This is a genomic window from Acinetobacter sp. G11 (assembly GCF_049808495.1).
Taxonomy (GTDB): Bacteria; Pseudomonadota; Gammaproteobacteria; order Pseudomonadales; family Moraxellaceae; genus Acinetobacter; species Acinetobacter kookii.
Genome location: NZ_JBNCAT010000016.1, coordinates 11946 through 34706, shown reverse-complemented (window position 1 = coordinate 34706; position 22761 = coordinate 11946). Strand labels below are relative to the sequence as shown.

Annotated in this window: 20 protein-coding genes and 2 pseudogenes; 4 read left to right on the top strand and 18 right to left on the bottom strand. The window is 42.6% G+C overall.

Translation table 11 applies throughout. The features are described from left to right. Positions 1–170 precede the first annotated feature (170 nt). On the bottom strand, positions 171–653 hold the full coding sequence (locus tag ACPUEY_RS07905; RefSeq protein ID WP_425121720.1) for a hypothetical protein: 483 nt from the start codon (positions 651–653) through the stop codon (positions 171–173). Positions 654–770: 117 nt separating this feature from the next. Between ACPUEY_RS07905 and ACPUEY_RS07900 the strand changes: the two genes are divergently transcribed. Together ACPUEY_RS07900 and ACPUEY_RS07895 are read left to right on the top strand one after the other, a co-directional pair. After that, on the top strand, positions 771–911 hold the full coding sequence (locus ACPUEY_RS07900) for a hypothetical protein (RefSeq protein WP_171259626.1): 141 nt from the start codon (positions 771–773) through the stop codon (positions 909–911). Between the two features lie 75 nt (positions 912–986). Beyond that, positions 987–1937 (top strand): annotated as a pseudogene (locus ACPUEY_RS07895) (DMT family transporter). Positions 1938–2017: 80 nt separating this feature from the next. On the opposite strand, the gene pgaD reads toward ACPUEY_RS07895, so the two are convergent. The 8 genes from pgaD to ACPUEY_RS07855 form a co-directional block, all read right to left on the bottom strand. Continuing rightward, positions 2018–2431 (bottom strand): poly-beta-1,6-N-acetyl-D-glucosamine biosynthesis protein PgaD, encoded by a 414-nt coding sequence (gene pgaD / locus ACPUEY_RS07890; protein WP_261182817.1) that lies wholly within the window; start codon positions 2429–2431, stop codon positions 2018–2020. After that, positions 2421–3713 carry a poly-beta-1,6-N-acetyl-D-glucosamine synthase gene (pgaC, locus tag ACPUEY_RS07885; protein ID WP_425121719.1) on the bottom strand — a complete coding sequence of 431 codons (1293 nt, stop codon included), beginning with the start codon at positions 3711–3713 and terminating at the stop codon, positions 2421–2423. The genes pgaD and pgaC overlap by 11 nt, the downstream gene beginning before the upstream one ends. Before the next feature lie 11 nt (positions 3714–3724). Beyond that, positions 3725–5659, bottom strand: coding sequence for a poly-beta-1,6-N-acetyl-D-glucosamine N-deacetylase PgaB (pgaB, locus tag ACPUEY_RS07880; RefSeq protein ID WP_425121736.1), 1935 nt, complete (start codon positions 5657–5659; stop codon positions 3725–3727). 335 nt (positions 5660–5994) lie between these two features. After that, entirely contained in the window at positions 5995–7869 is a 1875-nt protein-coding gene (locus ACPUEY_RS07875; protein WP_425121718.1) for a sensor domain-containing diguanylate cyclase, read from the bottom strand. Between the two features lie 127 nt (positions 7870–7996). After that, positions 7997–8335, bottom strand: coding sequence for an FKBP-type peptidyl-prolyl cis-trans isomerase (locus tag ACPUEY_RS07870; protein WP_425121717.1), 339 nt, complete (start codon positions 8333–8335; stop codon positions 7997–7999). 98 nt (positions 8336–8433) lie between these two features. Beyond that, entirely contained in the window at positions 8434–9057 is a 624-nt protein-coding gene (locus ACPUEY_RS07865) for an MgtC/SapB family protein (RefSeq protein ID WP_261182820.1), read from the bottom strand. Positions 9058–9146: 89 nt separating this feature from the next. Further along, positions 9147–9677 carry a YaeQ family protein gene (locus tag ACPUEY_RS07860; protein ID WP_425121716.1) on the bottom strand — a complete coding sequence of 177 codons (531 nt, stop codon included), beginning with the start codon at positions 9675–9677 and terminating at the stop codon, positions 9147–9149. 62 nt (positions 9678–9739) lie between these two features. Beyond that, positions 9740–10750, bottom strand: a complete 1011-nt coding sequence (locus tag ACPUEY_RS07855; protein WP_425121715.1) for a CobW family GTP-binding protein — start codon at positions 10748–10750, stop codon at positions 9740–9742. A 474-nt stretch (positions 10751–11224) separates the two neighbouring features. Here ACPUEY_RS07855 and ACPUEY_RS07850 point away from each other — a divergent pair, with 474 nt between their 5' ends. Beyond that, a complete protein-coding gene (locus tag ACPUEY_RS07850; protein WP_425121714.1) occupies positions 11225–12832 on the top strand; it encodes a bifunctional 3-(3-hydroxy-phenyl)propionate/3-hydroxycinnamic acid hydroxylase in 1608 nt (535 codons plus the stop codon). A 443-nt stretch (positions 12833–13275) separates the two neighbouring features. Here the strand turns inward: ACPUEY_RS07850 and ACPUEY_RS07845 are convergent, their stop codons facing one another. From ACPUEY_RS07845 to ACPUEY_RS07810, 8 genes are all read right to left on the bottom strand, one after another. Beyond that, entirely contained in the window at positions 13276–13890 is a 615-nt protein-coding gene (locus ACPUEY_RS07845; RefSeq protein ID WP_425121735.1) for a glutathione S-transferase family protein, read from the bottom strand. Positions 13891–14035: 145 nt separating this feature from the next. Then, a complete protein-coding gene (locus ACPUEY_RS07840) occupies positions 14036–14929 on the bottom strand; it encodes a LysR substrate-binding domain-containing protein (RefSeq protein WP_131274849.1) in 894 nt (297 codons plus the stop codon). Positions 14930–14942: 13 nt separating this feature from the next. Continuing rightward, positions 14943–16136 (bottom strand): MFS transporter, encoded by a 1194-nt coding sequence (locus tag ACPUEY_RS07835; protein ID WP_425121713.1) that lies wholly within the window; start codon positions 16134–16136, stop codon positions 14943–14945. Between the two features lie 27 nt (positions 16137–16163). Next, entirely contained in the window at positions 16164–16727 is a 564-nt protein-coding gene (locus ACPUEY_RS07830) for a TetR/AcrR family transcriptional regulator (RefSeq protein WP_131274845.1), read from the bottom strand. Positions 16728–16857: 130 nt separating this feature from the next. Then, positions 16858–17379: an acyl-CoA thioesterase gene (locus ACPUEY_RS07825; protein ID WP_092818769.1), complete on the bottom strand. Its 522-nt coding sequence runs from the start codon at positions 17377–17379 to the stop codon at positions 16858–16860. A 367-nt stretch (positions 17380–17746) separates the two neighbouring features. Beyond that, positions 17747–17944 (bottom strand): hypothetical protein, encoded by a 198-nt coding sequence (locus ACPUEY_RS07820; RefSeq protein WP_425121712.1) that lies wholly within the window; start codon positions 17942–17944, stop codon positions 17747–17749. Positions 17945–18263: 319 nt separating this feature from the next. Further along, positions 18264–19256: a patatin-like phospholipase family protein gene (locus ACPUEY_RS07815; protein WP_425121711.1), complete on the bottom strand. Its 993-nt coding sequence runs from the start codon at positions 19254–19256 to the stop codon at positions 18264–18266. Positions 19257–19577: 321 nt separating this feature from the next. Next, positions 19578–20852 (bottom strand): DcaP family trimeric outer membrane transporter, encoded by a 1275-nt coding sequence (locus ACPUEY_RS07810; RefSeq protein ID WP_425121710.1) that lies wholly within the window; start codon positions 20850–20852, stop codon positions 19578–19580. A gap of 395 nt (positions 20853–21247) precedes the next feature. Between ACPUEY_RS07810 and ACPUEY_RS07805 the strand changes: the two are divergent. Continuing rightward, positions 21248–21382, top strand: a pseudogene (locus tag ACPUEY_RS07805) (nitroreductase family protein); the annotation flags it as partial. Between the two features lie 124 nt (positions 21383–21506). Here ACPUEY_RS07805 and ACPUEY_RS07800 read toward each other — a convergent pair. Then, positions 21507–22724, bottom strand: a complete 1218-nt coding sequence (locus ACPUEY_RS07800; protein ID WP_425121709.1) for a multidrug effflux MFS transporter — start codon at positions 22722–22724, stop codon at positions 21507–21509. Positions 22725–22761: the final 37 nt, after the last annotated feature.

The window sequence follows — 22761 nt, the reverse complement described above, 5'->3', positions numbered from 1 at the left end:
CGAGTTTGCCATGCTACTGCTACACCACAAGCAGAAGTTATGAAGTTATAAAGCAGCGATTTTAGTCTCAGTTCAGCTGCCTTTTCAGCGATATCAGCAGCAGTATAAAAAGCATATAACGTACTTGAGTTTTCACTCGGGCATACTCAATTCAAGGACAGCCGCTTCAATCAGGCACGACTATGCTGTTCCTTGAATTCACATTTATGCTCACAACCGAAACGGTCAATATGGGTATAAAACACCCCATAACGTCCAACATAATATTCTAAGGACTGGTCATAAAAGGTCCAGTAAATCGACCATTCACCCAAGTCCAGCTTATGAATCCGGGTTTGGGCTTTGGCAGGCAATTTTCTTAAGATACCTTCTTGCAGCACAATGGCCTGACTTAAATTACGTTCGGTCAGATGACGTTCAAAAAACATCTGGCAGACATCATCAAACAGCTGTTGTTCATATTCTTCTACTTCATCGACCCTGGCTTCGGTTTTGGACAGGGGCTGTGCGGAGGTCGCTTCAAATTTGATTAAATCAGCGAGTTGCTTAATTCTGAATTGCTGAGCTTGTTGATTAATCTGAATTTTAAAAAATATTTTCCAAAGGACAATCAGTCCAATGCAAACACATAACCCCAAGAGTATTTTCACCATAGCGTCACTCTCATGAATAAATAATTATTATTTTTATATTATATAAACAATTTGAATAAAAATTATACGATTTTTAAAATTTTATGGTATAAAAAAGAATGCCAAGGAATTTTGCTCATGTTCCCTCTCTCATCTGCTCCACATACGCTTGTCACTTGCCTCGCTTTGGACCTTCAGGTCAACAAGGCCAGTTCACGACGTGCAGTATTTTTACATGAGGTGCCTTGGAATCTGTACCCTGATGATGATTTAGAATAAATCACTAATCCCCAAATACCCCAAGGTCGCCTCAACAGCGGCCTTTTTTATTGCCTAAAAACAAGGAAAAAGCCAATGAATCATCCGATCAATAAAAATGGATTCCCCTCGCCACTGTCCGAACCGGTTGTAGCCCCTTTTAGCCGAACCTCACGCTTCGCTACAGCCGGTCAATTTGCTACTGTTGTGCTGATCTGGTCACTGACACCGCTTGCAGCCGTCTGGACAGTACATGAAATTCATTGAGCGTGGGGTTTATTTATCCGGTTTAGTCTGGCCATTCCTATTGCCCTGGCCTGTCAGGCCTACTTCAAGGTCAAAGTCCCCTTGCACCCGCAAGCCTTGCTAAGTTATGCCGCGGGTGCACTCGGCCTGTTTGCCTCCCTGGCCTTCTGCTATATGGGCGCGTCCAGGGTGCCTTCCACGGTAATTTCAATCATCTATGGCAGCGCTCCCTTCGTTTCTGGTTTAGTGGCGATTTATATTTTTCGCAGTGAAAAGTTGAGTGCCTATCAATGGCTGGGCTTGCTATTCGGCATGCTGGGCCTATATTTCGCACTGGGCTTGAACGCGCCAAACCTGTTATTGGATAGATTTAGCATAGGTTTGGAAATTATAGCCATGCTTTTGTATGTAGTTTCTGCATTTGCTGTGCGCGCGGTTGCTGCACCTATCCATCCGATCAGTCAGATGACTGGTGCCACCATCATGTCATGGCTGGGTTATTGTAGCTTGCTGCCCTTTTTCTGGTCAGAAATGCCTGACCAGCTGCCTTCATTACAAGCCCATATAGCTCTGATTTATAGTGCGGTTTTTTCTTCTGTACTGGCGATGGTTTTTTATTATCAGCTGCTGAATAAGGTCAATCCCACTACCCTGATGCTGATTACCATCATGACTCCAGTACTGGCCACGCTGTGGGGCAGATGGCTCAATCATGAAATGCTCAGTTCGCATTTTATCTGGGGGCTGCTGTTACTGTGTACGGGTTTAGCCTGCTATGCTTTGCGCGTGCCGGGCAAATAGCCGATAAAAATAAAACAGCAAATCCCGGGCCAGATGCCGACCCGGGATTTGCTTGATTCTGGATACAGATAAAAAATCTTTTATTCGATATGAATGATTTTGCCGTGCTCGTCATGATGCACCACACTGACCTTTTGCTGACGCCCCTGTTCAATTGCTTCAACAGCCAAACCAAAATGCTGTCCATAATCGGAAATGTTTTTGGCAGAACTTGTCTGCACTGTTTTTGAAGGTACAAAATTCGACCATAACCACAAGGCCACAGCACAGGCCAATAACGCACTCACCCCATGTTCAATACCCAAGCCAAAAGCCGAAAAAAGCTGATGAAACAGGTGCTGCTTTTGCAGGCTGACAATTCCCAGCACAATCAATAACGGTCGCCATAGCAACAGCCACACCGCCCACATCATGGCGGTAGAGGTATGCGATGCATAACGCTTATGCCACGGCAAGCAATGACGTAAATCAATAATTAAAGGATTATTTTTCATGGATCACTTGCTCATTATTGGAGGTTGAATGGCGTATACCCCGGTCTGGACTGACCCAGCGTGCGCGTTGGCCGTCGCCGCGCAACAATACTTTAGGAAATGCCACAATACTGGCCGTCAAGGTGATCAGCCAGAACACAAAGGGATACCAAATCATCCAGAAGTAATTTTTGCCCAGCGAGGGTTCATAACGGCTGTCCATCCATTTGCTGATTGCAAACTGCAGCAGGCAAGTCACCCCCAACAGCATGCCGGTGCCATAAGGTAAAAATGGTGAACTGATACCCGATATACCCAGCGGAATAACAAAATGCACTAACCAGAGCATGGCCATAAACAGCATTAAATAAGACCACACCAAGGTCAGAACCAGTTCACACAGCAATGGCCATAAAAAATTCAGTTTCGGTTGAGACAGCACATCTATATTTTTAAGCAGCACCTGTGCCCCACCCATGGCCCAGCGCAAGCGCTGTTTCCATAAGCCCTTAAAGGTTTCCGGCATTAAAATCCAGACCAGGGCATTCGGTTCGAAGTGAATATTCCAGCCTGCACGTTGCAGCTTCCAGGTAATGTCGATATCTTCAGTCAGCATGTCAGGTGACCAGTAGCCGACTTCATGCACGGCACTTTTACGAAAGGCAGTAATCACGCCAGAAACGGTAAACAGCCGACCAAAGCTGCGTTGTGCCCGTTTAATCATGCCGACAATGGAAGAAAATTCTCCCACCTGAATACGTCCAATCAACGTCGAACGGGTACGAATCCGTGGATTACCGGTGACCGCGGCTACGGTCTTATCTTGCAGAAAATGCCGTAGCATCCAGGTGGCGGCGTGCCGATCAAGCAAGGCATCGCCATCAATACCGAGCAAATATTCTGCATCGGTGAGCAGGCTTCCCGCCTGCAGTGCCATGGCCTTACCCTGATTATGCGCCAGATGCACCACACGCAATTTTGCATAACGATCTGCCAGATGGTTTAACACGGCCGCGGTGTTATCGGAACTGCCATCATTGATCGCAATGACTTCAAAGTTTGGATAATCCAGTGCCAGCGCATGGCTGAGTGTTTCTTCCGCATTATCCCCCTCGTTAAAACAAGGCACCAGCACCGCCACCTTGGGATATTCAGGCAAAGCTTCAGGCTGTTGATACGGCGGATCCTGTCGCTCTTTCCAGTAGAAAATCAGTGCACCGATCATCCATAAATACGACATAAACAATGGATAATAAAAAACAAAGTGCAATGCAGAATGCCAAAAATGCTGCAGCGTTGACATATGGAATTCCTTTAAGGAATAAGTTTGCTGGATTTCATATCAAAGGCTTTGCGTAACACGCCTGTATCTGGATAGTCCTGAATCGGATCATCTGGATAATACGCTTCATGCATCACCCCCTGGGTATATAAAGACTCAATGGTTCTGGCCATTTCATCGGAAGGGACGCGTTGATTGGTTCGCCAGTTCACCGACTGCAATTCAAACACGGTTTTCTTCATGCCATTCGGATATTGCTTCACGCGATTGACAATGTCCCGGTAAAAAGCATCCTGATCTGTGGCTTGCTCCATATACGGCATCGCCATGATCGCAGTGAAGTCATAACGGTTAATCGACTGTTCCAGGGACTGTGAATACCAGTTTTCTGCATAGGGTTTCAGGGCAACCTGTGCATACAAGTTGCGTGCAGTCAGCAAGAAGGGATGATACTGACGGACTTCCTGTGCCAGTTGCATGGCAAAGTCATCGATGTATCTGGTTTTAAAAGCCGTCCACTTTTCCAGGTCGGCATCATTATTGCGAATTTTCGCCAGATCTGTAGGCAGACCGATAGAAGCATAAGCTTTTAAAGCCTCAGGGCTGGCATCTTCATAGTCAGACAAGGTGGTGTCGTCATGGAATAAAATGCCGTTAAATGGCACTGACTTGGCCAGGTCCTGATAAATACCGGCAATGGTTTTACGCGCATCGGCAGAAAAAGGACTGAGACGGTGATAGCCCATATTCAGATGTTCTGAATCATTGGCTTGCTGGGTCAGCACCACATCTTTGGATACTGGATTATTTTTAGGGAGTTCCCAGGCCAGTAACGGCATCCAGGCATACACCCGCCCCACTTGAGTCCGGGTTTGAATTTGCCAGGCAGCACGGTTAAACAGGTCGGCACGCATCGGCAAATAACGGTTCGGGAAATACACCATATCTGCCGAACCATTGGCATCCGGGTCGGAAAAGGCCTGTAAATACACGGTATTGACTTTCATCGCCACAATCCGGTCAAGCAAGTGATCCAGATTGCGTTCCTGCTGAATCGGATCCTTGTCGTATATATAATCCAGATCGATATGCATGATTTTTTGCGGACGGTTATTGTCGCCTAAATGTTGCTGGCGATTTTGAATTTCCTGAGCCAAATCTGCCGTGGTCATATTGCCTTCAATCAGAATACGGTTAAGCTGCCCCAATGAATCTTTAGCCGAATCTGCACCATCGTCCAGACTAATGGCTACCGGCATGCCTAACTGTTTGGCAATGTTCACAGTTTGCATGCTGTAATGACCATAAGGCCACACCATCACGCGTGGTGCTTTTAAGCCATGTGCGCTCAATAACTGGTTATTCTGCTTTAAATCATCCCTGATCCGTTGCTGATAATGACGATCCGTTTCATAGCTTGCAGTTTTTGGATCATACAGGCGGGTGACTGCCGCCGGTTCCATATTGCCCTGCGGATTGCCCAAGATGCCGCGATGCAGGTTATAGCTATGACTGGCAATTTCGACCAGACCGCTGTCCTGCATTTCTTTCAGCTCGGCCCAGGACAACATTTGACTGCGCTGAATTTTCTCGCCTGAAAAGTCAACGCTTTGCCCTGCTTTAGGCTCTAGCCATGAACCCACGACCGCCAGCACCACTGGAATTTTATTGGCCTTGGTCACCGGATAGGCATTTTTATAAAACGACGCATAACCATCATCCACGGTTAATAAAACCGGTTTGCTCGGCAAGCGGTATTTGCCTTCGTGCGCTTTAATCAGCTGATCGACATTAATAAAATGAAAGCCATTATTTTTAAGCCAGCTGATATGTTGCTGAAACTGCTGGGTCGTTACCGAATAGTCAGGAATCAGTGCCGATTGTCTATCGGTAATTTCATGGTAGCCAATCACCGTGAGGGTGGGATTGTTCGCAGGCAGTGTTTTACTCCAGGCTAAATGAGGCATCTGACATAAAACGGCGGAAAGAGAAGCAGAAAGCAAGGTGGACAGCAAGCGAGTCTTCATTGAATGGTGCTCAAAAATCATTTTATGCTCTGAATACGTAGCATCACTGATCAATAGAAAACGACCCTTTTCATGATTTACGGCATTCAGAACTTTGAATCTGTCTTTTTATCCAATCAAGCTGAAATGAAGCTTAAAAAATATTAGTTTTTTGAAAATTAAGTATTTAGAAATATAGAATCGGACCACAAGATAGCCATGCTTGAAGTGACATGCCTGCTTTTGATGTTGGTCAAAAGAGCTAAAAAAAAGGCTAAATATCCACAAAAATTAAATTAAGTCGTAGAGGGCTGACATTGATCGCGTCCGGCACCCTTGGCCGCATAAAGCTGGACATCGGCAGCTTTCATCAGTTCATGAATGTCGGCATAGAGATGATTTCGATCCATCCAGGCAACCCCCATACTTAAAGTCACATACTGCTTCTGATCCGGCCGGTTCAAATGTTCAAAACGACATTGTCTAACGGCATTCAAAACCTGCTGCAACACATTTAAAACCACTTCACTTGGCACATTATGCAGTACAATGGCAAACTCTTCCCCACCATAACGAGCCACATAAGCGGAAGGTGGCAAGGCATGCTGAATGACTTTCACCAAATTCTGCAAAATGACGTCACCCTTCAAGTGTCCATAGTAATCATTATAATTTTTAAAATAATCCACATCTAACATGGCAAATGCCAAGCTGGCATTGGCTTGATTCTTGGTCAGGCTAAATAAACGCTGTATCTCGGCATTTAAAGCACGGCGGTTAAATGCGCCGGTTAATGCATCAATTTGAATTTGCCGCTCTAACTGTTTATTTAACTCATGCAATTGCAATGTCCGTTCTTGTACTTTCTCATCGAGAGAATTATTCAGTTCAATTAAATTATTATTCAGTTGCTCGATATAATGATTATGCCTCGCATAATTTTTTGCCTGCTGGAACATAATCAGCAAGGCGTAAAAACTGGTTGAAATAAAGGACAGGTTAAATGAATCAATTAAATTGAGACTCAGCAAAAAGTCATGTAAGAAAGTTGTACATAATAAAATGATGGCCCAGACATTGATGCGGGAATAGGGCTTTTTAAATTTCAGGGTTAAATAAAAACCATAGATAAAATTTAAGATCACCACCGGGCTAAACAGAAAACTATAAAATCCTAAACGCTCAAAGACTTCAGGTTGAGTAAATACGGTAACCACAGTATTTACTATAAATATCAACATCGAAATATAATAAACTACCGGGTGTAAATAACGCCGATTAAGCAAATACATATAAGTTAGAAAAAATGCAATTGCAGAATAGGTAAACAGATATTCTAGACGTGTCCCCCATATCCAGCTCAGATCTGTAAATACGGTATAGGCATAAGGCGCGGAAAATAAATTATGCAGAGCCAAAAACAGGATAAAAATACCAAATATAAATACACGGATACTGCTACGCCCGATTTTTTCTTGAAAAATTGAAAACATTAAGGTGAATATGCCTAAGCCCAATACTGCACCACAGATCAGGCTGATACTCATCATGAGTTGCTGGAACTGGCGGCTCACTGTTTTTGCAACACCAATTCGCATTGGATTTTCCAGGCCGCCATGCACATGATCAAAATTTGAGGCCTGAATGGTGAGCGCGAAATATTCTTTTTTCGCGACAAAGAAGGCAATTCGGGGGACTTTTTCAGTTCGATGGCTTTGTTTATTTTTTCCCACCTCTCCCATACGCAGCATGAAGTCGCCATCCAGATACATGGCATAAGCACCATATTGATTAGGAATAAAAATGGCGATCCTGCGTCCAATATATTGCTTCGGAATTTTAAAATAACCAATGAATGTGCCGTAAGTCTGATTGCTTCCCGTGAGTTCTTTAAAAGAAATAGGCAAAGTTGCAATGTCAGATTTTAAAACTGCACTGGGTTTAACGATAAGCTGCTCAGGATAATACTGCCATGACCCTTTTAAGGGGATGGTACTGGTTTCAGTAAACTGAACTTCATTAATTAATTTTTGTTGTAAATCATTATGTTCAAAGGCAGCAGTAGAGTGTGCCCATGCAGGTTTTTGCCATGCGAGTACGCATAAGCATGTTAAAAGCAAAAATTTAAAAAAATATATAAAATTATGGCTCTTATCCAAAAAGCGAATCATCCTTAAATACGCTTGGCTATTTATTAATGTAGCGATAAAAAAATAAAACTCAAACTATTTTTCATCTATCTGCAAGATTCATCCTTGTCTCTTGCAGAATATTTTTTAACCGACAATCAAGGCGCACTTAGTCACGTGTTTTTACGTCAAATAGCTCAATTTCAAAAATAAGGTTTGAGTTGGCCGGAATGATCTTGCCCATTTTGCGTTCACCATACGCCAGATGTGCAGGCACCAGTAATTTACGTTTACCGCCGACTTTCATGCCCATGATGCCCTGATCCCAGCCTTTAATCACGCGGCCAGTACCAATCACGGTTTCAAAGTAGTTGCCACGGTCGATTGAAGAATCAAACTTGGTGCCATCTTCCAGCCAACCTGTGTAATGGGTGGTAATCAGCGCACCTTTCACCGCCTCTTTACCTTCGCCTACGTTTAAATCAATAATTTCTAATTCATTTATCATGATCATCTACCTAAACTGAACAGCAATTTTTCAATGCCTAGTATAACCGGATTTAGCTGGATGCTTTAGAATTTAAGGGTCTCTGACTTGATCTGTATTTAAAAGCCGAGCTCCTGGATATTTGAATCATTCAGTAAATATGCAGTCAATTTTTTATGATTTTCAGCCGAGCCAATTAAAATCCAGCGTCCACTCATACGGTGTTCGGTTTTATGTTGCACACTGCGTACCACCTTCATGTTATAGGTCTTAAATAGTGCTTCATATTGATCTAAAATCTTGCGCTGGTAAGGACAAATAATCCGATAGGTCCGAGCCTGGCTCAGGGCTTCTATCTTCTCCTGGACATAGATCAAAAAAATCAGCACGATTAAAACAATGAAAGTCGCAAACAGGCTTAACATTTCATAGCCTGCGCCTGCTGCCATGCCCAAGGCAGCCGTCATCCAGATGGTCGTGGCGGTGGTGATTCCGGAAATACGGTTTTCATCTTTAAAAATCACCCCCGCCCCGACAAAGCCCAGCCCGGTCAGAATATTGGCTGCAATCCGGTCATGGCTATCCACCCCAATCTTTAAAGACATAATGGTAAACAGGCAGGAACTCAGACTGACCATAATCATGGTTCGAAGGCCGGCCGATTTGCTGCGATACTCTCGCTCTGCGCCAATAATTGCCCCAATGCCTAGGGCAATCAGCAAACGATACAGATCCGGATGCATATATTTTCCCTTTATTCATTTTTATTGTTTTCAGGTATACGCAATTTTTTAGTGAGGATACAAGCCTAGACTTGCATCCTTAGTTTTCCTTATTGTAACTGTTCCCATTCCACGACAACCTGGGCATGATCGCCAATCAGGGTCCATTCACCATCCATCACGTTTAACTGCAATTGCATGGTGCGCTCGCATAATTGTAGCAAGGCATCAGTAGTCGCAGTCGAGAGTTTCCAAACCTCTACATTGCTTAAAGTTTTTAATTTGCTGTTGCGTTTATACCATTCATCTACTGAGGAACCATAAGTAACCACAGCCACTTGTTTACAACGCGCGCTGGCTTTTTTGACTTTGTCTTCATCCGGACTGCCCACTTCAATCCATTTAACCAGTTGACCAGTCAGGTCTTTTTGCCATAACGCCGGTTCATCGGTTTCAAATAAATCTTTGGTAAATTCCAAGGCTTCATCGGCAAAACGTGCATAAGCCAAAATACGTACCATCAAACGCTCAATGGTTTCAGAGGGATGCAAAGCCATGGTGAGCTGGTAATCACCGTATTGATGGTCATCCATATTGGCAATATTCAAATCTGCCTTATAAATTGTTGCTTTCAGCGCCATAAAAGAGTCCTCAAATTTGGCGCTTAGCATATAAGATTTGCAGCTATTTTGCTGAAATGTTTTTAATTCTGATCCGGATTGATCTGGCATTGGAAGAGTTGCTGTTCAAATAACTGCCAGTCACGCGGCTGCTGCACAATAATTTCAATACGGTTATCAATGCCTTCTTCAGCAGACTGGTAGTTAAACTGCTCGGGGTTAAAATTGAAGGTTTTCCAGCCCTGGTCGGTATTGAAAATCCCTTTAATCCGCAGCCACCCTTGCTGTTCACAGAGCAGATCCAGCAAGGCATAAAAATCGAATTGCCAGCGCTTGGGCAATTTCCACCCTGCTACGCTATAGCCCTGTGCCGTTTCAACATAGTGATAAGGCAACTGTTTAATTTCTGGTAGAAACTGTCCAGCTGAAAATGTTTTTTGGATTTTCAGTAAAGGCTGAATTTTACGTCGGGTTCCCACATAAGGCAGGTCAATTTGATGAAGTGAAATGTGTTCCTGCCCGCTCATCAGCCAGGTTTGCTGATAGGCCTGATATTCACCTTGGAGTGCCTCCAAAGCCTGATCATCGGCAAAATCCATAGTATCCGCATGGGACACCACAATGATTTGTGCAGCTTTTAACTGATCGGCATACAGATTCTGCTTGGTCCAGTCTAAATCATGCAAGCGCGAGCCATCCACCACGGTCACCAGCGCCCGCATGGCAATACTGGGCTGCCAGTGCGGTTCGGTCAGCTGTTCCAGCAATTGCGCAGGATGTCCCAGCCCGGTAGGTTCAATAAATAACCGGTCCGGTTTGCTTTCTGATAATAACCGCGACAAGGCGATCTGCATCGGCAACTGGCTGCTACAGCACAGACACCCACCCAACAGCTCTTTCACTTCATAGCCTTGGGTTTGCGGCAACATCTGCTGATCGACCCCAATTTGCCCAAACTCGTTCATCAACACCGCCCAGACCTCATTTTCCGGCTTCTGGCTGAGCAAATGTTGAAGCAAAGTGGTTTTTCCTGCTCCTAAAAAACCGGAAATAATATGCGTAGGTACCGCTTGAGTAGGAGAAATCAGTTTCAAAATTAACTCGCTTTCAGATAGATATCATCAGTTCATCAGTGAGCACAACTCACCCATCATGATCATGATGATGCTCACTTTCGTTTTTCCGTATTGCATAGTAAAGCATCCTGTTTATTTTGAATCCCTCATCATTCAACTTTTATTTTTTTGACGTTTTTAAAAATGCCCTGCAAATCCTTCATTCCATGCTGTTGCATGCAAAAACAGGATGAAATCAAAAAGCGGAATGATGCTAATAATTCAGCTTTTATATCTTTTAGCCAATATTTATCAATGATAGAAAAAAATGATCATTAACCGCTAAAAACATATAGTAAATAATCAATATAATCATTTATTTTCAATAATTTAAACAATAAATACATTTCCTGTTGTTTTGTTATCATTCAATATATCTACTATGGCATAGCTTGTTTGACAGCTCTACTTCACCGTTAATAGCCCCATATGCGAAGTATTGGATGTTTGCACATGAGCGATAAATTAAATTATTCGACCGAAGTGGCGATTTTAGGTGCCGGCCCTGTAGGCTTAACAATTGCTAACTATTTAAGCAAGCAAGGCGTAAAGGTCACTGTCATCGAGCAACTGGACAGCTTGATCGATTACCCGCGTGCGATTGGTATTGATGATGAAGCATTACGTACCATTCAGTCACTTGGCCTAGTGAATCAGGTATTACCTCATACTACACCTAATCATGCCATGCGTTTCTTGACGCCTAAAGGTCGCTGCTTTGCAGACATTCAACCGCTGACCCGCGAATTTGGTTTCTCACGCCGTAATGCGTTTATTCAGCCGCAAGTCGACAATGTTTTACTGCAAGGCTTAAGCCAGTACGATAAGACCCAGGTACTGTTCTCTCGTCACCTGGTGGAATTCAAGCAGGATGCCAAAGGGGTTACCCTGAACATCCAGAACAAAGCCGGTGAACAGGAAACTGTTCAGGCACAGTATTTAATTGCCTGTGATGGTGGTAACTCGATTGTACGCCGTACATTGAATATTGGCTTTGACGGTAAAACCGCACCGAATCAATGGATTGTGATTGATATTGAAAATGATCCGTTGGCAACACCACATATTTACCTGTGCTGTGACCCGGTTCGTCCGTACGTTTCAGCTGCCCTGCCTCACGGTATCCGTCGTTTCGAATTTATGGTGATGCCGGGTGAAACTCAGGAAGAACTGAGCAAACCGGAAAACATCGCCAAATTGCTGTCTAAAGTATTGCCGAATGCCGAAAATATCGAAGTGATCCGCCAGCGTGTCTACACCCACAATGCGCGTATTGCCGATAAGTTCCGTGTTGACCGCATTTTGCTTGCCGGTGATGCTGCACACATTATGCCGGTATGGCAAGGTCAGGGTTATAACAGCGGTATGCGTGATGCCTTTAATCTGGCCTGGAAAATGGCATTGGTTATTCAGGGCAAAGCGACTCCAGACCTGCTGGATTCTTACCAGGTTGAACGTAAAGACCATGCCAAAGCCATGATTGACCTTTCTGTGATGGCAGGTCACGTGCTTGCGCCACCGAAAAAATGGCAAGGTTTCGTGCGTGACGGTATTGCCTACGCATTGAATTATATCAAGCCGATTAAACAGTATTTGCTTGAAATGCGTTTTAAACCGATGCCGAAATATCATGATGGTGCATTGCTTGCAGACGGCAAAAAGGAATCACCAGTCGGCAAGATGTTTATTCAGCCGCATGTAAAACTTGAATCGGGTGAAACAGTTTTACTGGATGATGTGATTGGCAACGATTTCGCCATTATTGCCTGGGGAGTTGATCCTCAATGGGGAATCTCGGATGCCACCATGCAAGTCTGGAAGAAATTAGGCGTCAAATTTATTCAGGTGATTCCCGAAGTTCAGTTTGGTAATGAAAAGCGCAAGCAGTTTGACGGCGTGATTACCATTGGCGATATCGGAACCGATATTCGCAGCTGGTTTGGCAAAACCTCGGAATCGGTGGTGATTTTACGCCCTGACCGTTTTGTGGCAGCGCTTGCGATTCCACAAACTTTGGATCACGTAAGCCAGCAGTTGTTCAAAAAGCTACATGTAAAATAATGGCGATATAACAATACATTCACTGAATCATATTCAGAGGTCTGACCATGCGAAAGCGTGGTCTTTTTTTATTTTGCCTTCTATTTAATATTTCAATCAGATCTCTTTCATAAACCCAAAAAGTTCAATATTAGTTTTTAAATCATCACGGTCTCATTTGATTGATTTAATTTTTTACCTTCTTGTAGACAATCTGTCTACTTTTGAAAGGTCAAAATGAGGATCTCAAAATATATTTTGAGTCCGCAAGAAAAAGCTTTTGTTTCCCGTACACGACACCCTGAGCCAGTTTTAAGCACTGCTTTAAAATGCAGCGCAAAGGATGAGAAACGTGTGACATCCATGCCACACTCATGAACCGAATATGGGCTTAAATCTATTTTTAATTTCGGTATTGCAAACGACATGCAGTCATTGAAAAAATATTTAATGAAAGACGTCTATTAAGCATTTATTTTTTGAAACCACGGTACATCTTGCATGGAATCACGCTGTGCCAAAAGCTGAATAAACGGCTTAAATTCATCCAGATACGGCAATATTTTGAACGAGATGGCAAAGACCATCCAGTAACCCAGAAATAAATCCGCTGCTGAAATTTTCTCGCCCAGCAAATACGGATTTGCCTCTTGCATACCCTTTTTTAGAAATGCAAATACGCTCTCTTCATGACCAAAAGTCAGGCTCCGTTTTCTTTGCTCAATTTGCTCATCCGGGACATTAAGCCCTTTTAAATCCATATATTCAGTCAAAGGTCCATGGGCAAAGAACATCCATTTCAGATAGGCACCACGCTTGGGATCATCCAGTGCCGGAGCCAACCCCTTTTCCATATATTTGTCCGCCAGATAAGTAAATATGGCTGCGATTTCGGAAATCACCACGCCCTGATCGACCAGACAGGGAACTTTCCCCATGGGATTAATACTCGTATATTCTGCCTGATGCATGTTTTCATAGGGCATCTCTATCTGTTCAATCTGGTCTTCTATGCCCAGCTCTTTCAATAAAGGTAGCAGTGTCATGCCACGCGACTGGGCATTGTTATACAGCTTCATCATTTTAATTCGTTCCCTATTGTTATTTTAGTTTTTGAGTATAAAACGGTTTCATCACCTGTTGATGATGATTATGTGACACATTCATCCAGTAACGATGCTTTTCATCGCTTTAAAAGCACCGTGTGACATCAAACATTTATTTTTAAAAGAAACCCATATAAAACTGCTCTTTTAAAATTTTTAAAATCAGTTCAATCAGCTCATTTTTTTGTCCTTTAGGATAACTGGCATACAGGTCAATCATCGGTAAAGGTTCAATGGTATTTTTGACGATAATTTTATCGCCCAGGAGCGGGATCACATAAGCCGGTACCAGACTCCAGCCCACGCCCATGCCGACCAGATTGACATTTAACAGAATGTTGGTGGAATGCTGGACGACGTTGACATCCAGTTTAGATTGTTTAAAGAAATCGGTAATAATTTTATACAACTGCGGTGAGGCACCTTCATCGCTAATCACAAAATCCTGATGATTAAAACTCTTGATACTAACATGACGCTGCTCGGCAATCGGTGAATCCTTCGGCACGATTAAAGCCAGCGGTTCACTAAAAATCTGCACGTGCTCCAGTTCATCCGATGCATCGATATAACGGGTAAAGGCAATATCAATGTCGCCTTTTTTTAAGGCTTTAAACTGATCGGCATCGGTCAGGCTATGAAAGTTGATTTTAATGTCGGGGAAATGCGCCCGGATGTTCGGCATGATATAGGGAAAAATTTTCATTTCCGCTACCGGCACAAAGCCAATATTCAGCTGGTCTTTGCTCAGGTTGGCAATTTTCCGCGCATCCTGAATCGCTTTTTCAGCATGTTCCAGGCTTAACACGGCCTCTTTTAAAAATGCTTTGCCTTCTGCTGTCAGTTCAACTTTACGGTTCGATCGAACCAGCAATTGCACCCCGACTTCTTGTTCCAGGTCTTTAATTTGCTGGCTTAAAGAAGGCTGCACCGTACACATGCGCTGTGCGGCCTTGGTAAAATTCAGTTCTTGTGCAACTGCAACAAAATAACGTAAATGACGTAATTCCACGTGCCGGACCTCTTTATTTAGGTTGCTTCAGTGATGCCGAAACTGTGTATTTATAAACAAATAAAGTCAGCACAGTAATTACAGCACAAAATAAATAACTCATTTGATAACCATAATAGGCAATCATCAATCCTAAAATGACTGAACCGATGGCCATGCCCAAATCGAACAGGGTGAAGAAAGTGGAAATGGCATGCCCCATACGCTGTTTGGCGACAGACTGGATGGCAATAGTTTGAAAACATGGAAAGAGTGAGCCATAACCAATGCCAATAAATATAGCAGATAACCAGAGCAGCCATTGATTGGAGATAAAGCTGACCACGACCAGGCCGATGGCAAAGAAAATAAATGAAGGATAAATGACAGCACTGGCACCTTTACGGTCATAAATTTTGCCCACCCACGGCCGCACCACAATCATGGAAATGGCAAAGACAATAAAAAACAGGCTGGTATACGCCAGCAGATCTTTAGATTCACTATAAGCGGCAATGAAACTCATAATGCTGGAATAAGCAAATGCGGTCAGCAAGGCAACAAAGCCAATAGGTATGGCACGTGTTTCAATAATGTCATGCCACCCCAGACGCGTTTTTTCTTTAGTCTCAGCCGTGAAAGCAACCTTGTCTTGCTGTTGTACCGGAATCATTAAACAAAAGATAAAACCCAAACCGATCACCGCAGTTAACAGCGAAAATAGCATTTTAAAATCAGTAAATTGCAGTACAGTTAACGCAATTAAAGGCCCAAATACCACAGCAAGATTGGTCGACATGACGAAATACCCCATGCCCTCACCCTTACGGTGATCTGGAATAAAATCATTCGCTATGGGCACGGTTACCGTGGTCAATACACTAAACCAGATGCCGTGAATAAAACGAATCAGCAATAAGGCCCACATGCTGTCGGCAAACAGATAACTCAAGGCAAAAACAACAAACAGCAATTCTGAACCGCGAAAGGCGATTTTTTTACCTAATTTTTCCACAATCAGTCCGGAAAATGGCCGGACTGCAATGGAAGATGCCAGAAACAAGGTCAGTGCCAAGCCTGCTTCCTTCACCGTCCCGCCTAAATCCTTCATGATGTAAATTGGCAGAATGGTCAATAAGGCATAATAATAGGTAAATAAAAACAGGTTATTGCATAGACACAGGATAAACGAGCGATTCCATAAACGCCCAGGGTTTGTCGCAGACATAATGACCAACTTAGCGGTAGCTTATTGCTACTTTCGAACCAGAACAGGCTGCATCACCAGACTTACAAGATTATGTATGTAAGTTTCATCCGGCATGCAGTTAAAGAAAATAATCTGATAATGAATCGGCCCATACAGCGTATCCAGCATCAATTCAAACGGGTAATTTGCAATAATTTCATTACGCTCTATGGCGAGTTGAATCAGCTTGCGTGTCTGCTCACGACGCGGTAATAAATACAGCCTAAAAAACTCACCGGCTGCTTCACGATGCTCGGCCATGACCACCAGCAAGGCCCGTCCCAAAGGATGATTTAGCGCGAGGGACAATTTTAAAAGCTGCTGGTTCAGATTGAATTCCAGACTCTGCTCGAAGTCCAGATCAAACACCGAAGCGGTATGCTCCTTAAAGGCATCAAAGACCAGATCAGATTTATGCTTCCACCAGCGATAAATGGTCGACTTACCTACCCCGGCTCGTGCGGCAATGTCTTCTACGGTTAAACGACTGTAATCATCTTGTTCCAATGCAGCAGTCACCGCATTCAAAATACATTGCTTACGACGCGAAGTTTTTTCTAGCTCAGTCATTCGCCACCAAAAACGAAACGATACGTATCGTTTTATATTAGGCTAATTTTTGCTTCCTGTATAGGGCTGATGTTTTCTTTAAAATCAAAAAAAGGACCGCTTCAAAGCGGCCCCTTTCATTCAATACCTATTAGCATTGCGAGGTTTTTTTATAAATACTGCATGAAGGATGATGGCTTTCTTGCAAGCGCGCCACTTTACGATGTTCAGCCGCCTCAAAACGGCAACGTTTCCAGTCATTGTCCAGATTTAATGGCGGAATCTGTTTCGGTTTACCATTTTCATCTACGGCGACCATAGTGAAATAACAACTATTGGTATGACGTACGGTACGTTTTTGAATGTTCTGCGCTTCAACACGAATCCCGATTTCCATTGAGGTACGACCGACATGGTTGACACTGGCAAGAAAAGTCACGAGTTCACCAACATGAATCGGTTCTTTAAAATTTACTTTATCCACCGATAAAGTCACCACATAACTGCCTGAATAACGGCTAGCACATGCGTATGCAACCTGATCCAGTAATTTTAAAATTGTTCCACCATGCACATTTCCTGAAAAATTTGCCATATCAGGAGTCATTAAAACTGTCATGGTTAGTTCAGACTGATCATCTAATGCTGGAGCAATTTGATCTAATGGGGACATCGCGTTCTCTAGATTCTTTTACAGACAATAGTATAAGGAAAGATTATATCGTTTTTCTGGGCAATAAAATGTCGAAATTGCCAATAAACCCATCATTATTATTTATAGTAATTTTGCCATCATTCAAAAAAATATATATCAAAATGATCAACTCACTGACATATAAGCATTTTTCTTATAGACTGATTTTAATAGAATATTTGTTCTAAAAATTAGATTACAAAAATATGGCCAGGTATTTTAAATACATATATTGTGGTCATGGCTTGAATAGACAAGGATAAAACAAAAGTTTAATCCATTTGAGCATAGCTGCCATTGTTAACCTGTCATCTCAGACAGATTCAATCGATGCCTTCAGATAAAATCAAGCGGTGACATCACGCAGCATTTCTTTAGAGATATTGCCGTAGCTCAACACATTTTGCTGGTCGATTTGAGTCTCAATACAATAGGTACCATCGGTATTTTCTGCAATGACGGTAAATACCAGATTTCCCATACTTGCCATTTTGACTTTTTGGCCTAGGGTAAACTTTTCTATTTTCATACTGTTGCTATGCATTTAATCATCCTTACAAAAATATGTTTTTATGAGTATTTCGACAACATTCAGTGTAGAGCGTTTTTATTTACCGGTAAACTTAAATCATTGAACAAAAAAACATTAATATAAAAATTATATCGTATGAAAGCTTTAGTCACTTAGTTTGTTTTATTGAATAATTTCAATTAATTAGTTTATCTTTATATTAGAATTTCATGAGTTTTAAGTAAGAATTCATCAAAACCCATGTGAAAACAGACTAAAACATTACAGCAGTGCAATGATAAATCTGAGCCCTTTAGAAATTCAGTGTCATCATTGCCATTGATTGAAGTGCCTAATCCTGTGCACTTAATTGTTGAATGCTATGGCCGAATGGATAATGCTTCTGTTTCAACAAGGTGGTAATGGTATTTAATTGATTTTGTGCTGCATCCACACCGGCTTGCATGGTCATTGCTCGGCCTTTCACATCAAATATATGCCCTTTTTCCCTTAAATCCGGCTGAATCACAATATCTGCATGCTTTAACTCTTCTTCAGCTAAACGGCTCTGCATGATATTGATATTCTGATTGAACATTCCCCACACATTCGTGGTTTCGGTATGCATGGGTTGTGCAAGAATATCCACAGCAATAATAATATCCGCACCCAAATCACGTGCCACGCCTACAGGCACCGGACTCACCAGACCGCCATCCACATATTCATCCGTCCCAATTCGGGTGGGAATAAACATGCTTGGAATAGACACGGAAGCACGTACCGCCTGCCCGGTATTGCCATAATTAAAGACGACTTTTTTGCCTTCTTTCAATTCCGTTGCGACCACGTACATCGGGATTCTTAGCGACTCCAGGGGCGTATTGTTGACTTGCTGATTGACGTAATTTTCAACCTTCTGACCGTCAAAAAAGCCTTTCATATCCAGCTTGATATCACGCACATCGTTGGCTTTCATGCTTAAAGCAATATCACGCAGTTCTTCTGCCGTTTTGCCACTGGCATAAATGGAACCCACAATACTGCCCGCACTGGTGCCTACAATCAGATCCGGGTGTATACCCTGCTTTTCCAGTACCTGAATGACCCCGATATGAGCATAGCCACGGGCACCACCACTGCCCAGTACCAAGGCAACAATAGGACGGTTTTCCTGCTGTTTGATTTTTTTAAAATTAATACGCTCTGCCCGGACTTGAGCATCTGCAGCAGGTGGCTCAGATAGTCCTGTCGAACCAACAGTAAGCTTAGGTTGGGCAACCGTTTGACATCCGCCCAATCCCAATACTGCCAAAACAATAAAACTAAATTTGATATTGCGCATGAACCACCTAAAGATAAATAAAGCTGTTCGCAAAAAGCAGATAGTTTAAGAACTGAATCTTTGAAAAACTGTAGTAATTCGTAATGTGATGATCACGCTATTTCAGCTTTTTAAAAACCTTATTCATACATTTGCCATCTCATCTTTATATTATCTCATCTTTTGAGCTTTTTTTTTCATAGCCAGATTTTACCTGTAGGGTCAGGACGGACGACGATCATATAAATTAGATTACCTGAATATAAACTGGAGATTAAAAATAATTTTTCAAATAAAAAAAGAGGCGAACCAGTCGCCTCTTTTTAAATTTCCAGTTTTGAATTAGAAATTATATCTAGCCATCAAACCGACACGGTTATCTTTATATGACTCTCCAGCAAAAGTTTCACGCTTACCATTGATATATTCCACACCTAAATCAATTGGAGCTGCTGGTGAATAGATAAAGTTAATCCACGCTTGTTGCACTTTTTCATTTGCAGTACCGTTATTTTTAGCAAAGTCAGTACCATCATCAGCAAACAGTGCACCATAAGCTAGTGTTGAACGCAAGTTAGGTAAAATCTTATAGGTTGCTCCAACTTGAACCGCATCAAATTTATTCTGTTCGATATTACCATTGACTACAGAATAAGCAGCATTACTACCATAGAGGTAGTTACTGTTACCCTCAACATGCGAAACATCGGCAGACACTTTTAATGGAGCGGCAACTTGATAGTTAACCCCTGCAGCAATACCCCAGCCGGTTTCGTCATCATCAGCTGCTGTTGATTTATAATTTTCAACCAAAGCACGTGCAGATACTGAACCTTTACCCTCTGCGAAACCTTGAGTTAACTTAGCAGTTAAATTCGGTAAACGATATTTGATGTCTGCCGTTGGGCCTGCGCTGTCCCCTTCTTCAGCAGAAACCAGCAACTGAGTTTGTGGTGCCAGTTTAAGACCATAACGTACTTGTGGAACACGCGCTGTACCGCCACCAATATTTGTATTAAAGTCAATCATTTCTGGCGCATGACTTGACAGGAAGTTCGAAGTCGTTTGACCGAATAACCAGTCGTTATAGGTTAAATAAGCATGACGGATACGCAAGTTTTCAGTTGCACTGGCAAAGTCAACTTCTACCTTACCGCCGACTTTTGCATCACCCACAGGTGTATTAAAATCTAAGCCTAAACGAGTTGTTTTTGCTGTCGCACGTAATTTATCCTGTGTAGTACCCGTACTAGTATGCGTATTATTGAAGTCGTTATCTGCACCTTCAATAATATAGTTGGCGTCACCACGGACAAAACCGTACAGGTTTACACTGGCACCAGCTTTGGATTTAAAGCCTGTGATTGATTCAGGTTTTGCTGCAGGTGCAGCAGCAAGTTGTACAGGCTGGGCTTTTACCTGCTCAATTTGGGTTTGTTGCTGTTGTTGTACTTGCTGTTGTTGTTGAATTAAAGATTTTAATGCTTCTACTTCTTTACGTAAGTCCTGAATCTGTTTCTGTTCAGCTGTGCCTGCATAGGTAGTGCTTGCCATTACCGCTGTAACTGCCAATGCCAAACCTTTAGCCATAAATTTACCGTTACGTAATTGACTCATTCTTAAAATCTCCGATTTGTTAAATATTCGCATCCATGCATTTTGTGATTTTTAAAAACCCAATAAATCTATGAAAAATTTTCCTTCAAAAAATTAACAAGCTTAAAAAACCATCGCATTTTCAGCTTATGAGTACAGTAAAAAAACTTAAAAATACTATAAAATTGCAACATGTAAAAACTTACCTGTCATGGCAAATCTAGCAATTTTCAGCTTTTATTAAAATCAGTTTTCCCGAACATTGACTGAAAAATAATCTTATTTTTAGATGTAATAAAAAAATAATGTGAATATTCTTAGACTTAGAAAAATTCCACCTCAAGCTGAACAAGCAGACATTCGACTAATGTATAAACTAAAACCGCACTAAAAAACTCATTTCAAAAGAATTTTTTATGAATTTGCAACTTGCTCAGCATGTGAATGATGCCATTACTTCTCGCCATTCAGTACGGGCTTTTTTGAGCCGGACGGTTGATCCGCAAATCATTAGAGATATTTTAACCGTAGCAAGCCGGGCACCTTCAGGAAAACCTTTTCCTGAAGGTGCCCAGAAAAATGGATATCGCCGCGTTTATGGACAAATAAACAGTTTTAATTCAAACAGACCTTTAGCACGAATAAGCTTAAAGGTCTCTTTTTATATATTGGTTTTTAGGTATTTAAACTTCTATTCTGCAATTGTCTGCTGAGTTGCAGAATACAAAGCAAAGTAACGCCCACGAAGATCAGCATCAGCACTCCCATATTGAGCAGAGAATTCCAAACCAAGAAATTCAAAATCACGCCGCCGAGCAAACCACAGGCAAACTGCATACTCCCCATAATGGCACTGGCTGTTCCCGCTTGCGCACCCTGTTCCGCCATAGCCAAAGCCATCGCATTCGGTCCGGTAAAACCAATTCCTGCCACTGCCCAGAACATGCCAATCAATACCACCCATAATGGGCTATGCCCAATTAAGCCTGCGCTGAATAAAATCGAGGCTCCAAGCAACTGAATGACGCTCCCTATTTTCAGTCGGTTCAGAACTGAAAATTGATGGCCAAGCTTTTTATTCAGAGTGGATAGCAACATGATACCAAAAGCATTCAAGCCAAAGGCATAAGCAAATTGCTGTTGCGTTAATCCATAATCATCCATCAATACAGCAGCAGATGAACTGATATAACAGAATAAAATGCCGCCAGAAAAACAGCCGGCCAGCATTGGCCATTTAAAACTCGGGTCTTTAAAAATACTGCCGTACAGCTGGATAATCTGGGCGACGTTCAGCTTTAAACGGCGTTCAGCCGGCAGACTTTCTTTAAAGAAAAAGTGTACACAGACTAAACAGATCACCCCGATCAGCATCAGAAACCCAAAGACTGCCTGCCAGGCAAAGAACTTCAATACCACTGCTCCTAAACTGGGTGCGATAACCGGTGCAATCCCCATCACAATCATCATGCTGGCAAAGGCCTGCGCAGATGCCTGCATATCCAGACGGTCACGAATGGCAGCCCGGGCAATGACGACCCCTACACAGCCTCCGACCGCCTGTAAAATCCGTGCAGCAATTAAGCTCCATTCGTTGACCGCAAAAATACACAGCAGGCTTGCAACCACATACAGGGTTAAACCAAAATACAGTGGCGTTTTGCGCCCAATCCGGTCGCTTAAAGGACCATAGATCAGCTGTCCTAAAGCCAGTCCCAGAAAATAAGCCGGCAAAGTATTGGCCACCATTTGCGTACTGACGCCAAAATCCTGTGCCATTTGCGGCAAGGCTGGCAGGTACATATCAATAGAAAGTGGACCTAGTGAGGTCAATAATGCCAGCAGCATAATCCATGTTGTGGAATACTGCCGTGTAGATTGCTGTACAGACATATCTATATTCAATTTTTAAATGGGCACTTTAAAGACA